This is a genomic window from Granulicella sp. dw_53, from assembly GCF_018449545.1.
Lineage (GTDB): Bacteria > Acidobacteriota > Terriglobia > Terriglobales > Acidobacteriaceae > Edaphobacter.
In genome coordinates, this window is record NZ_JAAVUR010000009.1 from 243,272 (window position 1) to 259,124 (window position 15,853).

The window sequence follows — 15,853 nt, forward strand, 5'->3', positions numbered from 1 at the left end:
GCCGAACTTCAACGCTGGCCATCATCGACTGCAAAATCGTTCGACGATGCGCATCTCATAGGACTAGAACTCTTTGAAGTCATCGTCCATAGGAAGTTCGCCGCCCACAGCCGCCAATGGAATGCTTGGTACGGCTCCTACCTTCTTCAGAGCTGGAAACGCAACAGCAGATCTGAAGCGCGTGACAGCCGCTGCAGGACGAACCCCGGGCTTCGCCCTTAAGGCGGAAGTCGCCTTGGAGACGAGCTGACGGGGACGAACCCTCATCGAACTTCTCATAAGACTTTCGTCGCCATCCACCATCATCGTCAGCCGCTCGACCACCTCCTGCATGGTCTTGGCCTGGGCGCTCAGTTCATGAGCCGCACCCGCGCTCTGCTCCGCGCCGGCGGCCGAGCTTTGCGTCACTTGCTCAATCTGCGAGATGGAGCGTGCAATGTGGTCGATGCCACGAGCCTGCTCGACACTGGCAAGATTGATCTCGTCGATAAGGATCTTCATCTTCGCAGACTCCGAGGTGATCGATCGGATCGCCCCTGCAACCTGATCCACCTTCGCTTTGCCTCCATCGGATTTGCCAATCGAATCCTCGATCAGCATCGACGTATCCCTGGCCGCCTGCGCACAACGTTGAGCGAGGTTGCGCACCTCATCGGCGACTACTGCGAATCCCATGCCCGCATCGCCCGCTCGCGCAGCCTCAACAGCAGCGTTCAGCGCCAGAATATTGGTCTGGAAGGCTATCTCATCGATGACCTTGATAATCTTCGAGATCTTCTGGCTAGAGCTTGCAATGTCGTCCATTGCCACCACCATCTGCTGCAAAGACTCGTTCGTCTGCTCGAATCGTGCTTGCGACGCGGTCACGATATCCGCGGTCGTGCGAGAGTTTTCAGTATTACGTTGCGCCATGGAGTTAATCTCAGAGCTCACAGCCGAAGTCTCTTCAATGGTCGCCGCTTGCTCGGAAGATCCCTGCGCCATACTCTGGCTGGAACCCTCCACCTGCGACGCCGCGCTAGCGATCTGAGCCGCCGTATCGCTCAACTCCAGAACAGCTTGTCGCAACATGCGGTTGATTCCGCGAGTCGTCATCATCGCGAAGACTAATCCGGCGACAGTAAAAGCGAGAAAGATTACCACCTCGCTCCAGAAGAAATAACTCGCCGAGGCATTGACCTCGGCGCTGTTATTCGCCTGCGCGCGAACGTCCATGAATCCATAGATAGCGACCGCAGCCTGAATCGCGCAGGCGGCAATCAAAACGCCAGAGGTAATAATGATCTTTTTGCTGATGGTCATGCTGGATCTCATGAAGCACTCCGTTCGGTTCAAGTCAGGGTTGGAGGATTGCGACAGGTCGCGGCAGGCGCACGCTACTGGAGCAGGTCGGTCAGGCCGTGAAGTTCCTGCGAACTGAGCACCTGATCGATGTCCAGCAGAATCTTGACCTTGTCTTTGATCTTCGCCATTCCCTTCAGATAAGGGGTGACTACACCTGGTCCGAAGTCCGGGGTATCCTCGATGTCTGCCTGTGTCAGTGTCAGCACCTCCGCCACACCATCGACGATGATGCCGATCATCAACTCCTCTTCCGCCTGGTGCGTCCGTACGACGATGATGCAGGTACGCCCCGTATACTCCTCCGGCGGCAGTCCAAACTTCAGACGCAGGTCCACTACAGGAATCACCTTCCCACGAAGGTTGATGACGCCTTTAACGTAGGGCGGAGTCTGCGGAATGGTAGTAATGTCCTGCAGACCCATAATCTCCCGCACCTTTAAAACCTCGATACCGAACTCTTCGGGTCCTAAGTGGAAGATAAGATATTTACCGGCGCGATCATCAACATCCGGCGGCGCAACCGGTTGCGACACTTGTGGAAGCGTGGTCGTTTGCATGTTGTCTTTTCATCCTCGGCCTCCCTCCCTCAAGCTGGAGATCTGGGCACATATTGCCTTTATCGTCTGCGGAAGAGCAGACATAAGGAGATGGATGAAAAATGTTTCACACGCCCGGCCTCAGATCCTGGTCAATGCGGTAATCAACTCCTCAAACTCCGGCCATCGGGCGCAAAGCTCCACTCTCTCGCCTCCCTCGTAGTCCTCGAACTCGAAACCCGGGGTAAGCGTGCATCCCAACAGCGCCCAGCTTCCTCCCGCCAACAGCCGCGATCCCTGCCAGACCCCACGCCTCACGATCACCTGCGGCCTCTCCCCTGCCGTCAGATCACTCCCGATCACGACGACCTTCCCGCCGTTCTCTTCATCCAACTGCAGCATCTCTACAGCATCCCCCATGTAGAAGTGGTAGATCTCATCCGCCTTCAACCTGTGCATCTCGCTGAACGTCCCCGGCTCCAGCAGGTAGTAGATCGCCGTCCCTACACGGCGAGGCGCTGTATAACGCCCATCCGAAAAACTCGCGGCCGGGATCGTCTCCTCAGATTGATAGGTCCGCACAAACCACCCACCCTCCACCGGATGGGGCTGCAACCCCAACATCTTCTTTACATCCTCTACTGTCATTCGCTTCCTCTCACGCTATGCTGGATAAGACATCGTCCTCTACCGTCCTCTCCATTCCATCACTTCATCTCCAAACGGCAAACAGGAAACCACAGCCCATGCGTACCCGTCTCGAACATCTCGAACGATACTTCCATTTCGCTGAACTCCACACCAACTGGAGAACCGAAATCCTCGCCGGTATCACCACCTTTATCACGATGGCGTACATCATCTTCGTGAACCCGGCCATTCTCAGCCAAACCGGCATGCCCGTCGGTGCAGTCACTGCCGCAACCTGCCTCTGTGCGGCCTTCGGCAGCATCCTCATGGGAACCGTTGCGAACTATCCCCTCGCGCTCGCGCCCGGCATGGGCCTCAACGCCTACTTCACTTATACCGTCGTCAAAGGGATGGGCGTGCCCTGGCAGACCGCCCTGGGAGCCGTCTTCGTCTCCGGAGTCATCTTCCTGGCCCTCACCTACGCCGGCATCCGCCAGCGTCTGGTCGCCGCCATCCCCCATCAACTCCACGCCGCAGTCGGCGGAGGCATCGGCCTCTTCATCGCCTTCGTCGGATTCCGCAACTCCGGCATCATCGTCCCCAACGCCGCTCACATCATCACCCTCGGCAACCTCCGCGCCCCGGAGACCGTGCTCGCCATCTTCGGACTCCTGCTCATCTCTGTTCTGCAGGTCCTCCGCGTCCGTGCCTTCATGCTCATCGGCGTTCTCGGCACCATGCTCGTCGGTCTGCTCTTCCATCAGCTCCACTGGGAGCCCACTCCTTACTCCCTCACCGCCATCCGGGCGACCGCGTTTCACCTTGATCTCCGTGGCGCGCTCCACTACGGCGTCTTCGAGATCATCTTCGTCTTCCTCTTCGTTGATCTCTTCGATAACATTGGAACTCTGGTCGCCGTCACCGAACGCGCCAATCTCATGGCCCCGGATCACTCCATCCCACGCCTCAACCGCATCTTCTTCGCCGACGCCACCGCCACCATCGTCGGTTCGCTCGCCGGTACCAGCACCGTCACCAGCTACATCGAGTCCTCCGCCGGCGTCGAAGCTGGCGGCCGCTCCGGCGTCACGGCCATCGTCACCGGCCTGCTCTTCCTGCTCTCCCTCTTCATCGCTCCACTCATCGGAGCCATCCCGACTTACGCCACCTCCCCAGCACTCATCCTCGTCGGAGCGCTCATGCTTACCGGCCTCGGCAAGATCGAATGGACCGAACCCAACATCGCCATCCCATCTTTTCTTACCCTGGTCATGATCCCTCTAAGCTGGTCCATCGCCGACGGCCTCAGCTTCGGCCTCACTAGCTACGCCCTCATCCAGCTCTTCACCGGCAGAGCCCGCCGTCAGGACTGGATGCTCTACCTCCTCGCCGTGCTCTTCCTCTTCCGCTTCATCTACCTCGCGAAATAGCAGCAGCTCGAAAAGAAGAAGGGGTGGACCGCATAAGCGATGCACCCCCTCTCGTCTCTAACGAACAAACACCAACTATTTTCCTAGAGACGGAACCCTGCGAGTCTCCAGAGACGTCGCACCGGTCGCCCCATCGATTGCAGCCTGATACGTAATGATCGTCTTCAACGTCTCATAGGGAATCTGCGTAAGCGGCAACACATGCCCATTCACTGCAATCGAAGGCGTCTGATCCACACCCACATCCTGAGCAAGCTTGATCGAAGCATCCACCGCATCCTTCGTCGCCTGCGTCACCGCGCAAGTGTCGATGGCCGCCGGATCGAGCCCTGCCTTGGTCACTGCACTCTTCAGCGTTGCATCGCCAGTCTCCGGAGTGAGAGCTGCTTGAGCGTCGTACACCGCTGCCGCGTAAGGGAAGTAAGCATCGTTCTTCTGCTTCTGAACGCAGTATCCATAGGCGGCGGCCTTGAACGCAAAAGGATGGATATCGGTCAACGGAAAGCTCTGATAGACCACCCGCGCATTTGGGAAATCCTTCACCAACTGATCCATCGTGTGCTGCGCCTCCGCGCAGTGCGGGCACTGCAGGTCGGCAAACTCCACCAGCATGAAGTCCTTACCGGCCACGCCACGCGACGCTCCATCAGCGCGCGCCTGCAGCAGCTTCCGCGTCTCGGCAAAGGGAGTCGCGCCAAACGGAACCACCCCGTCGCCCGCCAGCGCATGATTGCCATCCGGCGTCACGAAGAAGGCAGTCGTCTGCACCTTGGCGTTCGGACTCTTGTCCGAGACGAACACCACCACCTTCGCCACGCCCGGCGCCGGAGTAGCCTGGATCGCCTCTACCCGCCAGATGCGATTCGCGTCATATCCCCAAAGCTGTTTCAAAAAGCTATTGACCGTATCTACCGTCGGCGAAGCAGCCGTAAAAAACTTCGGGTTCACCGGCGGAAAAGGATCGGCCTTCGTCGTGGGGTCAAGCGAATTCAAGACCAGGGGTGGAGCAGCCGGAGCTGCAGGCGCCTTCTGCGCCGGGGCAGCTCCCGCAGGAGCCTGTGCCACCGCTGCCACACTCAATACCGAAGCCAATCCTGCCAACATCCAATTCGAAATCTTCAAAGAATCCTTCCTCCTGCCGCCGCTCTGCGCGGGGCGCTGCTATTGAATCGCCGCTAGTAAATCGCTAATGAATCGTCAGACCTGAACCTTAACCGCAATGGGAAAACGCCGTCCCATTCCAAACGACTTCTGCGTTACCTTCAAAACCGGGGCTGCCTGCTGACGCTTATACTCGCTGCGCTCCACTAAGTGTAGAACCTGCCGCACCAGCGAAACATCAACATTCTGCTCCGCTGCAATCTGTTCGGCAGAGCAGTAGCGCTCTACATACGCCTCCAGAATCGGGTCCAGCACGTCATACGGCGGCAGAGAGTCCGTATCCCGCTGCTCTGGCCTCAACTCCGCCGAAGGCGCCTTCTCCAGCGTCGCGCGCGGAATCAGCTCACGCTCACGGTTCGCATAGCGGCTCAACGCATACACCCGCGTCTTCATCACGTCGCCGATCACCGCCAGCGCCCCCACCATATCTCCATATAGTGTGCAGTACCCCACCGACATCTCACTCTTGTTTCCTGTGGTCAACACCAGCGAACCAAACTTGTTCGAGAGTGCCATCAACAGCCCACCCCGTATCCGCGATTGAAGATTCTCCTCCGCCAAACCGAACGGCGTACCCGCAAACAACGGCTCCAGCACATTCTGGTACTGCGCGAACACATCGTGGATCGGAAGCAGCTCAAACCGCACCCCAAGGTTCTTTGCCAGCAATCTCGCGTCGTCGATCGAGCCTAGCGAAGAGTACTCACTCGGCATACCGATACCGAGTACATTTTCGGCCCCTAACGCCTCTACTGCAATCGCCGCCACCAACGCAGAATCGATTCCTCCGCTCAGTCCAACCAGCGCCTTGCTGAAGCCACACTTGCGCACATAGTCGCGTGTGCCTAGAACCAGCGCGTCCCACATCGCCGCAACCTCGTCCGCAGCCTCGGCTCTCACATCGGAAGCGTCGTTCCCTTCCGTATCGAACAGCACCAGGTCCTCAGCAAATCCAGCAGCACGGGCTAACAACTCCCCATCCGGACCAATAGCCAGCGAAGATCCATCGAAGACCAAGCTATCGTTCCCGCCTACCTGATTCACCATCGCGACAAAAGCCTTGTGTCGTGTGGCAATCGCGGCGAGCATCTTCTCCCTCACCGTCGGCTTATCCCGCCAGAACGGCGAGGCCGAAATATTCAGGATGATCCGCGGTGCAGCCGTTAGATCCGAAGCCTCTTCATCCCACTGCCGCATCAACTCATCGACCGGGTCCACCGGATACATCTGCCGCGGCCAGAAGCCCTTGTCATTCCAGGCATCCTCACAGATCGTAATCGCCAGCGGCTGCCCATCGATCAGTGTCAGAGCTTGGCTCGCAGCCGGCTCAAAATATCGCTGTTCGTCAAACACGTCGTAGAACGGCAGTAGCATCTTTTGTTGCACAAAACTGATCTTGCCCTCGGTCAGCAGCGCGGCCACGTTCCGTACCTGCTTTCCGACCTCAGCCGCCGTCTGCATTACCGTGCCACAGAGCACGGCAGGCCGTTCAGACTTCGCAGTCCAAGCCGCAATCTCTTTCACTGCGGCTTCAGCACGCGCAACAAAGTCCTTCTTCTCCAGAAGATCGGCCGGCGGGTACCCGCACACCGACAGCTCCGGAAATACGACAAGTCCCGCCCCAAGCTCCGCCGCACGCGCAGCATACTCCAGAATTTTGCTGGTATTGCCGGTGAAGTCTCCCACCGTAGGATTAATCTGCGCCAGTGCTATCTTCACCCGTTAAGTCTAACCTTTAGTCGGTCCAAACGCTCGGCTAAGCCAACTTAACTCCCCGTCCCGCTAAACACCACACCGACCGTCCGCACCAGAATCTTCAGGTCAAGCCACAGCGTCCAGTTCTCGACATAAGCCGTATCCAGCGAAATATAACTATCGAAAGACGGATCCTGCCTCGCTTCAACCTGCCACAGCCCAGTAATGCCGGGCAGAACATCCAGGCGGCGCAGATGCGCCAGATCGTACTGCTGAACCTCCGCGGCCATAGGCGGACGCGGTCCCACAAGACTCATATCGCCACGCAACACGTTGTAAAACTGCGGGAGTTCGTCGAGAGAATACTTTCGCAGGATCCTACCGATCGTCGTCACACGCGGATCCTTCTCGATCTTGAACAAAACCCCATCGCGCTCGTTCATATGCGCCAGGTCCGCCTTCAGCTTGTCAGCATCCGGAACCATCGTGCGGAACTTGTAGCAGGAGAAGGTTCTTCCCTTTCGCCCGATACGTTGCGCCTTGTAGAAGATCGGCCCCTGCGAACCCATCCTCACCGAAATCGCGATCAATAGCATCGCCGGAAAAGTGACTAGCAATGCCAGTGACGCTAAAGAAATATCCAGAATGCGCTTCAGCAAAAATGCGCCGATCGGAAAATCACGGCGATGCAAAGGAATTGTTGGGAACTGGCCGATGTATTCAATCGGAGCATTCCAAGCCAGCCCATCGTAGAGATCCGGAACCACACGGACATCGATCCCAGCTCCACGCGCCTCTTCCACAAGCCCGATCACCAGCCTCTTATCCGCAGGAACCGAGATGAAGATCTCGTCCACGAATAAGGAGCGAGCCAGCGAAAGGCAATTGCGTACATCTCCGATCACATCGACATCGCCCGACTCTGCCTCACGCTCGGTCAGCGCCACAAACCCCTTGAAGCGGAATCCCAGATGCTGCAGCGAATCCAAATGATTTCTCAAAGCATGAGCGACTCGTCCCGCTCCGATGATCAGGACATTCTTCGTCTCAATCCCTGCGCGGAAGCGGCTATAAACCATATGCCGCCATATCGCGCGGCGCACACAAATCAATGCAGCCGTCATGAAGGCCAGGAGCCCTACAACCACCCGCGACACAGCCACCCCGCGCAGTAGATAGAGGGTCCCGCATAAAATCAGACCGGCAAGCAGCGTCGCCTGAACTGTCATTCGCTGTTCATGCAAACCGTTGCGATTCTGGATCGGCCCATACAAACCATACGACCGCATGAAAAAAATCAGACAGGCTGCAAACCAACCGAGATAAAACAACAGCGCTCGAGGCGCGGAGTTGAAGAGATCCGGCAGGATCGCAATCGTCGGTAGATCCTTTGGCATCACCACACGAAAGCGAAGTGCCAGCACAACTGCGAGCATTACCGTCAGCAGATCGAGCGAGGCCCAGGCAATACTTGTTACCGATGGCCTTCCGAAGAGGCCAAACCCTTGGGAACGCTTGCGATCTCCTTCCGACCGCCTTCTTCCTGAGATGATGACTTGTTGCAAATAATCAGGTGTAGCCACAGAGTACGCCTCTCTAAAAAATCCTGGATTCGGCTTCACTCCCATTGGCTGTTCAGATGCTCAGAACCGTCTCCGTAGCACACTGCCAGCCTAAAAAACTTCAAGCGTTACTAAGATGCATTTCTTTGCTTTGACCTTCACATATCAAAGACAAATTGGATTTAGAAAAATTCACTCATTTAGCAAATATCTAGATCAGGATACTGCCTCGGTGCCAGAGGAGGCAACATTCATTCCCATTCCGGAACGACCCCAACGCATTCTTCATGCATTTACATTGCCTTTATAACGCGAAAGTGTTATAAGGGCTTCACTCCCCTCACCCAGGAAGAACTAACTCATCGAGCGTGAGAAACTCCTGCAGCACCGGATCGTCGCTCCGCTCCATCTCCTCCATCGTTCCAAAGAAACGAGCCTCGCCCTGATGCAAAAAGACCACCCGGTCTGCGAGCTTCTTTGCGAACTGCATGTCGTGCGTAACCACGATACTCGTCAAATGCAATTGCTGCTTTAGCCGCTCAATCAAATTCCCTAGAAGATGCGCCATCATGGGGTCGACCATCGTCGTAGGCTCGTCATACAACACCGCCTCCGGCTGCGACGCCAGCGCCCGCGCAATCGCCACGGAACGCTTCATCCCCGTCGAAAGGTCCGAAGGCAGCAAGTCCTCCATCCCTGCAACTCCCACCATCTCCAGAAGGCCCTTCACCACCTGCTGAATCTGCGCCTCATCCAGGTCCTTGCGCTCTCGCAGCGGAAACGCCACATTCTCACCCACCGAGATCGAGTCGAACAAAGCTCCGTTCTGGAAGACCATCGTCACCTTCTGCCGGATGCGTTGCAGCTCGCGCTCGTTGAAGCCGCAGATATTCTCACCCGCCACCCAGATCATGCCCTTATCCGGCTTCAAAAAACCCAGCAGCATCTGCAGCGAAACCGACTTCCCCACGCCGCTTCGTCCCAGAATGCACAGCGTCTCCCCCGGATTGACGGAGAAGCTCACATCCTCCAACACCACAAAATCCCCAAACGACTTATACACATGCTCGAACGAGATATACGCTCCCGGCTTGTTCTTGACGTCGGGAATCTCCTCTGCCGCAGCCTCATTCTGCTGCGCGGCCTGCTCCATGAACTCCTCGACCGCCACCGAGACCTCGGGCGAAACATCTGCCGTCAGCGGCGTAGCACCGTCCTGCAAGTGCTCGGACCCCTCGCCATCCGTCGTTTCGACGACATCCCGCTTGTCCTTCTTCACCGGGTCCGTCTGCGGCGCACCATCCACCAGACCTTCGTCTCCCACTGAAACCTTATCGTCCGGCTCTGCCATCTTCGTTGTCCTCGGTTATTCTCGCTATTCTTCCATCAGATGCGTCCCGTGGCGAATCAAAATACCGAACCAGCCAACATCAAGTATCCAAAGCGCCCGCAAATCGCTCCGCTTCGGCAAACTCCTCGGGTGTATTCACGTTCGAAAACCACAACGCCTGCGCTGCCCGCTGCGCCTCCGTAAGCATCCACCAAGCCTCTCCCTTAACATCTCCCTCTATCGCCTCTCCAACCCTCGCGTTCTCGTCCCAAGGCATATTTGCAAAGGCGATGCCTAACAAAACTCGCTGCCGCAACGCCAACTCCCGCCCCGCCTCCTCCAGCACCGAATACAGCTTCAATCGCCCCTCCTTCAGCGCCGCACTCACAAAAGGCAAGACATCCTTGTGCAGCAGACACAACGTAGGCTGAGGAACTCCAAAGACCGTAAACATCGAGATGCGTTGTCCACGCCTCTCCCGCACAACCGCCATCCTCACCCATCGATCCAAAAAGGAGGAAGGTAAAAACGGCATATCGACCGGCATAAATAAATTCCAGTCATGCTGCGAGTGCATCAACGCTGCTTCGATCCCTCCCAGCGGCCCGCTACCCGGATGAAGATCACGCACCAATGGCGCATAAGCATCCAGCTCCGCCTTGCTGCTCAGAATATGAACGTCCATACAAACACGCCGCAGCTTGACCACCGCATGCAGCACCAGCGGCTTCCCTTGCAGCGGCAGAAGTGCCTTGTCCTGGCCCATGCGCGAGCTCTTCCCGCCCGCCAGCACATATCCGCCAACATCGGAAGGCATACGCCAGACCATCAGGCCCCCACGCCTCCAAAGAACCGAATGATCGACTCGATCCCCCGGTAAAAATTAGCCAGATGGAATTTCTCATTCGGAGCATGCAGATTGTCGTCCGGCAGCCCAAACCCCATCATCACCGTGGGGATCTTCAGCTCCCGCACAAAGTCCCCCACAATCGGGATCGACCCTCCCCCGCGCACAAACACCGTATCCTTCCCAAACACCTCGTGCATCGCCTCCGTAGCGGCCTGCACGAACTTGTTGTCCGTACTCACCACAATCGGATCGCCCGAGTGGATCAGCCGCACCTCCAGCACAATCCCCTTCGGACACAGCGACTCCACATAAGCCTTGTACTTCGCGAAGCTCTCCGTCGGAGTCATATCCGGAACCAGCCGCATGCTCACCTTCGCCACCGCCTTCGCCGGAATCACCGTCTTCGCTCCCGCCCCAATAAATCCACCCGGCATCCCATGCACATCCAGCGTCGGCCGAGCCCACAGCCGCTCCAGCACGCTATATCCAGCCTCTCCCGTCAACGACACCGAACCCACCTCCGTCTCCCGGTAGTGCTCCTCGTCGAACGGCAACGCCTTCCAGGCCTTCAACTCCGCATCCGTAGGCGTCGCGACCCCGTCGTAGAACCCCGGAATTAGAATCTTCCCCTCCGCATCCTTCAACTGCGCAATCACCTGCACCAGCGCCACAAAAGGATTCGGCGCAGCCCCACCAAAGAGCCCCGAGTGCAGATCCGTCCGCGCCCCTCGCGCCTCGATCTCCGTATAGATCATGCCGCGCAACCCAACGCACAACGTCGGCAGATCCGGCGCAAACATCTCCGTATCCGATACCAGCGCCACATCCGCCTTCAACTGATCTCCATGCTCCCGCACAAACGCCGCGATCCCCTCGCCCCCAACCTCTTCTTCTCCTTCAACGATCACCCGAACATTCACCGGCAGCGTCCCACCTCCCGCCACCATCAGCGCCTCCAGCGCCTTCACATGCATCCACATCTGCCCCTTGTCGTCGACAGCTCCACGAGCATAGATATTGCCATCCCTCTCCGTCGGCTCAAACGGAGGCGACTTCCACTCATCCAGTGGCTCCGCCGGCTGCACGTCATAGTGCCCATAACAAAGCACCGTCGGAGCGCCACTGGCATGAAGCCAATCCCCATAAACCAGCGGATGTCCGATCCTCGCCGGAACCATCCGCGCATTCCCCGCCGCGTCCGCGATCACCTCTTCCTCCGTTGAGGTCTCAACCAGCCGAACATTCTCCAACCCAATCCGCCGCAGCTCCGCAGCCACAAACTCCGCCGCCTTCCTCACATCCCCCACATGCTCCGGATCGGTCGAGACCGAAGGAATCCTTAACAAAGCCTTCAACTCCTCTACGAAACGCCCCTGATTCTCCCGTGCAAACACTACCGCTGCTTGCGTCTGATCCGCTGTCGCTAACTTCGTCATCGCTTATCCGCCTCTAAAAACAACTTATCTCACTCGCGAATCTTCTGCCGCAAGCGAACAATGAGTATATGAAAGATTCTTTAGCCACCTCTGCCTCCACCGGACAGACCTGGAACACCACCGCCTACGCCGCCCACGGCCGCTTCGTAGCCACCCTCGCCACCGGGGTCGTCGGCCTGCTCAATCCCCAACCCGGCGAGCACATCCTCGACGTAGGCTGCGGCGACGGAGCCCTCACCGAACAACTCGCCTCCACCGGCGCAGTCCTCACCGGAGTCGACGCCTCCCCCACCATGGTAGCCGCCGCCCGCGCCCGCGGCCTCAACATCGACCATCACTCCGTCGAATCCCTCCCCTACAAACACCAGTTCGACGCCGTCTTCTCCAACGCCGCACTCCATTGGATCCCCGCCGCAAGCCAACCCACCGCCCTCGCCGCCATTCACCAGGCCCTCCGCCCCGGCGGCCGCTTCGTAGCCGAAATGGGCGGTCACGCCAACATCGCATCCATCCGAGTCGCCCTCCAATCCGTCCTCACCCCCTACGGCATCGACGCCGAGTCCTCCGCCGCCTCCTTCTACCCCTCGCCCGATACCTACCGCCGCCTTCTCTCTGCCGCCGGCTTCACCGTCCAGTCCATCGAAATCATCCCCCGCCCCACCCCGCTCCCTATCGGCTCTCACGGCGAAGACCCCATGGCCACCTGGCTCACCACCTTCCGCAACGGCGTCCTGGACCGTCTCCCCCCGGCAGACCGTGCTCAGGCCATCAAAAATACCGTCGCCCTCCTCGAACCCGTCCTCTGCGACACCGACGGAAACTGGATCGCAGACTACGTACGCCTCCGCTTCCACGCTATCGCCTGAAATTCACAATCTGAAACAAAAATCCGCATTTTGAATCCAAAACTCTCTCTAGCAAGTCAAAGAAAGGGTGAATCAAACTATGCAGATAGCCTCCCCCCGACCTCTGTCTCTCGTCTGTCTCACCCTGGCGCTTGCAATCTGTTGCGGCACCGCCCGGTCCCAGCAAATCGCCTCGTCCACCCTTCCGGACGCCCCCGGCACATTCTCCTCCTCCGCAACAGAAGATTCCGCATCCGGCCAATCCTCGCAACAGGACACCAATCAGCAGGACGCCAGTCAAAGCGCCTCAGGCCACCAGACCAAGCGCATCCTCGGCATCGTGCCAAACTTCCGCGCCGTCAGCGCCGACTCTCATCTGCCGCCCCAATCCGTAAGAGAGAAGTTCATCACCGCCACCGAAGACACCTTCGACTACTCCGCCATCCTGCTCCCCGCCGCCCTAGCCGCTGAACAACAAGCCAACAACTCCACCCCCGAGTTCGGCCAGGGAGCCAAAGGCTACGGCCGCTACTTCTGGCACAGCTACGTCGATCAGTCCATCGAAAACTACTCCGTGGAGTTCATCGTCCCCGCCCTCACCCACGAAGACACCCGGTACTACACCCTCGGCAAGGGCGGCTTCTTAAAACGCACCGGATACTCCCTCTCCCGCGTCGTCATCACCCGCTCCGACTCAGGTGACGAGACCTTCAACGCAGGCGAAGTAATCGGAGCCGGGGCAGCCGCCGGCATCTCCAACCTTTACTATCCGTCCCGTGAGCGCACCTTCGGCAACACCGCCCAAAAGTGGGGCACCAACGTAGGCGTGGATGCAGCCACCTTCGTGTTCAAAGAGTTCTGGCCCGACATCAACCACAAGCTCTTCCACGCCAGGGATTAGTCCTACCGAACTACTTGCTGCATGCGATCCCATGGGCCGGCCTACCGCCCATCGCTTTCGCGTCCGCCTCTGGCATAAATTTCCCGCCCTTGGTCCTCCCGTAGAACTGTGATCCCGCACAGTGATACACCTTGGTCGTGGTATTCACCCACACCAGTCCCGGCGCACCTCCCGCCGGCACATCCGTCGCAACAGTCGAAGTCGGCGAAGGCGATGGAGCCACCACAGCCGCTGGAACAGCCGTCGCCACGGCAGGCTGCCCCTCCACAGGAGCAGTGACCGGAGCCACATACCAATCCCTCACCCCAAAATGCCCATGGCAGGCCTCTAGTTTGGTAGCTGCCGTACTAAACGTGCCATCCTTGCATCGCCCCGTCGCCCCCGCAGGAGCACCCGACGGCGCTTGAGCCATCCCATAAACAGAAGCCAGCAACCCCGCAGCGATCCCCATCCATCGAATCTGCCTCATCCATCCTCCCAAATCCGATCTCCATTCTCTCGCAAAGCTGCATACTCTCCACCGCCCCCGGAAAAGGCCACTCAAGATAGCATCGAAGTACCCATGGACAGTTCGACCCCCCTCAGCCACTGGATCGGTTTTCACGTCTACATCATCGCCCTCCTCGCGATCGAACTGCTCTACGCCCGCCGAGGTGCCGTACCCACCGACCCCGCTGCTGTTCAATCCAAGACCCACCGCACCGCCGTCGCCGCCACCATCCTCTGGATCGCCGCGGCCCTCGCCTTCGCCTTCTTCGTACTCCGCACCCTCGGCTCCCCCTCCTCGGTCGAGTACCTCGCCGGCTACGCCATCGAAGAGTCCCTCTCCATCGACAACCTCTTCGTCTTCCTCCTCCTCTTCCAGCTCTTCCGCATCGAACCCGCCCGCCAGCCCCGCGTCCTCTTCTGGGGCGTCGCCGGAGCCATCGTCATGCGCGGAGCCTTCATCGCCGCTGGCCTCGGCCTCCTCGCCCGCTTCGAGTGGATCAGCTACATCTTCGCCCTCATCCTCCTCGGCGCCGCAATACGCCTCCTCATCCCCGAGAAGGAGAAAGAAGAACACGGCTCCCCCCGCTGGCTCAAATGGCTCTCAAAGATCCACCCCGTCAGCCTCCGCCAGGACTGCTTCTTCGTCCGCGAGAACGGACGGCGCATGGGCACCATGCTCCTCCTCTGCCTCGTCGCCATCGAGATCACCGACATCGTCTTCGCCCTGGACTCCATCCCCGCCGTCCTCTCCATCACCCGCCACCCCTTCCTCGCCTACACCTCCAACATCATGGCCGTCATGGGCCTCCGCTCCCTCTACTTCCTCCTGGCCCACCTCCTGATCAAACTCCGCTTCCTGCACTACGGCCTGGCTGTAGTCCTCGCCTTCGCCGCCCTCAAGATGCTCTCTGCCCACTGGATCGAGATCGGTCCCCTGCCCTCTCTCGGAGTCATCATCACCACCCTGGCCATCACCATCATCCTGTCCCTGCTCTTACCTCCAAAGCCAACACCCGAGCCCACCTCCGTCTAGGGTTTCGGCAGATGGTGAGAGCTGCATAAGCCCCAACTCTCATCCAAAGCGAATTATTTCGAAATATATCCGACCAATATTGTCGGAGTTGGTTTTTTCCGGTACAAGAAAGACATGTCCCCCACAAAGAGTCTCTTGAAGACCTCCCGCCTGCTCCATCTCTATCTGGGTGTCTTTGCCACTCCCGCTCTTATCTTCTTCGCCATCACGGGATTCCTGCAGACCTTCAGCTTCCACGAGACGACTCGCGGCAGCGACTATAAGCCCCCCAAAATCCTCGTTCAGCTAGGCCAGCTCCACAAGAAACAAACCCTGGTCGTACCAGTGCGAAAGCCTCAGCCTCCAGTCCCCGGAGAAAAGACCGCCGACAACCGTCCCGCGTCCGACGCTCCTGGTCCAGAAAAACAGGACGGCCCACCTACCGGAAGACACAACGGAAAACACCAGTCCGAAGGCCACGCAGAGAATCCCGCAGAGAGCAAAGACAAGCCAGCAACAGAGAAACCTACCTCGGATAAAGCCGCAGAACCCGCCCCCCCCCCCTACCACCCCCATACCCCACCCATCCTAACGAAAACCCTCTTGCCCACTAAGATTTCAGCCGCACCCTC

At 58.5% G+C, this 15,853-nt stretch carries 15 protein-coding genes; 5 read left to right on the forward strand and 10 right to left on the reverse strand.

The window, feature by feature from the left end; translation table 11 throughout:
• Positions 1-63: 63 nt before the first annotated feature.
• From HB393_RS15845 to HB393_RS15855, 3 genes are all read right to left on the reverse strand, one after another.
• A complete protein-coding gene (locus HB393_RS15845) occupies positions 64-1,302 on the reverse strand; it encodes a methyl-accepting chemotaxis protein (protein ID WP_213806148.1) in 1,239 nt (412 codons plus the stop codon).
• A gap of 74 nt (positions 1,303-1,376) precedes the next feature.
• On the reverse strand, positions 1,377-1,901 hold the full coding sequence (locus tag HB393_RS15850) for a chemotaxis protein CheW (protein WP_213806149.1): 525 nt from the start codon (positions 1,899-1,901) through the stop codon (positions 1,377-1,379).
• Positions 1,902-2,021: 120 nt separating this feature from the next.
• Positions 2,022-2,528 carry a cupin domain-containing protein gene (locus HB393_RS15855; protein ID WP_213806150.1) on the reverse strand — a complete coding sequence of 169 codons (507 nt, stop codon included), beginning with the start codon at positions 2,526-2,528 and terminating at the stop codon, positions 2,022-2,024.
• Between the two features lie 98 nt (positions 2,529-2,626).
• Here HB393_RS15855 and HB393_RS15860 point away from each other — a divergent pair, with 98 nt between their 5' ends.
• Positions 2,627-3,940, forward strand: coding sequence for an NCS2 family permease (locus HB393_RS15860; protein ID WP_213806151.1), 1,314 nt, complete (start codon positions 2,627-2,629; stop codon positions 3,938-3,940).
• Positions 3,941-4,015: 75 nt separating this feature from the next.
• Here the strand turns inward: HB393_RS15860 and HB393_RS15865 are convergent, their stop codons facing one another.
• From HB393_RS15865 to HB393_RS15890, 6 genes are all read right to left on the reverse strand, one after another.
• Positions 4,016-5,062: a DsbA family protein gene (locus HB393_RS15865; protein ID WP_255551199.1), complete on the reverse strand. Its 1,047-nt coding sequence runs from the start codon at positions 5,060-5,062 to the stop codon at positions 4,016-4,018.
• Positions 5,063-5,137: 75 nt separating this feature from the next.
• Complete coding sequence (locus tag HB393_RS15870; RefSeq protein ID WP_213806152.1) at positions 5,138-6,820, reverse strand: NAD+ synthase; 1,683 nt, start codon at positions 6,818-6,820, stop codon at positions 5,138-5,140.
• A gap of 47 nt (positions 6,821-6,867) precedes the next feature.
• Positions 6,868-8,379 carry a sugar transferase gene (locus HB393_RS15875; protein ID WP_345945239.1) on the reverse strand — a complete coding sequence of 504 codons (1,512 nt, stop codon included), beginning with the start codon at positions 8,377-8,379 and terminating at the stop codon, positions 6,868-6,870.
• Positions 8,380-8,698: 319 nt separating this feature from the next.
• Positions 8,699-9,709, reverse strand: coding sequence for an ATP-binding cassette domain-containing protein (locus HB393_RS15880; RefSeq protein ID WP_213806154.1), 1,011 nt, complete (start codon positions 9,707-9,709; stop codon positions 8,699-8,701).
• Between the two features lie 79 nt (positions 9,710-9,788).
• Positions 9,789-10,517, reverse strand: coding sequence for a molybdenum cofactor guanylyltransferase (locus HB393_RS15885; RefSeq protein ID WP_213806155.1), 729 nt, complete (start codon positions 10,515-10,517; stop codon positions 9,789-9,791).
• Complete coding sequence (locus HB393_RS15890) at positions 10,517-11,974, reverse strand: dipeptidase (RefSeq protein WP_213806156.1); 1,458 nt, start codon at positions 11,972-11,974, stop codon at positions 10,517-10,519. Before HB393_RS15890 ends, HB393_RS15885 begins: the two co-directional genes overlap by 1 nt.
• Positions 11,975-12,042: 68 nt before the next feature.
• Here HB393_RS15890 and HB393_RS15895 point away from each other — a divergent pair, with 68 nt between their 5' ends.
• Positions 12,043-12,840 carry a class I SAM-dependent methyltransferase gene (locus tag HB393_RS15895; protein ID WP_213806157.1) on the forward strand — a complete coding sequence of 266 codons (798 nt, stop codon included), beginning with the start codon at positions 12,043-12,045 and terminating at the stop codon, positions 12,838-12,840.
• Between the two features lie 79 nt (positions 12,841-12,919).
• Positions 12,920-13,720 carry a hypothetical protein gene (locus HB393_RS15900; protein ID WP_255551200.1) on the forward strand — a complete coding sequence of 267 codons (801 nt, stop codon included), beginning with the start codon at positions 12,920-12,922 and terminating at the stop codon, positions 13,718-13,720.
• 10 nt (positions 13,721-13,730) lie between these two features.
• Here HB393_RS15900 and HB393_RS15905 read toward each other — a convergent pair whose 3' ends face one another.
• The gene (locus HB393_RS15905; protein WP_213806158.1) at positions 13,731-14,189 is read right to left on the reverse strand and encodes a DUF3761 domain-containing protein; all 459 of its coding nucleotides are present in this window, start codon (positions 14,187-14,189) and stop codon (positions 13,731-13,733) included.
• A gap of 93 nt (positions 14,190-14,282) precedes the next feature.
• Between HB393_RS15905 and HB393_RS15910 the strand changes: the two genes are divergently transcribed.
• On the forward strand, positions 14,283-15,242 hold the full coding sequence (locus tag HB393_RS15910; RefSeq protein ID WP_213806159.1) for a TerC/Alx family metal homeostasis membrane protein: 960 nt from the start codon (positions 14,283-14,285) through the stop codon (positions 15,240-15,242).
• 114 nt (positions 15,243-15,356) lie between these two features.
• A partial coding sequence (locus tag HB393_RS15915) for a hypothetical protein (RefSeq protein WP_213806160.1) occupies positions 15,357-15,853 on the forward strand: 497 nt, incomplete at its 3' end.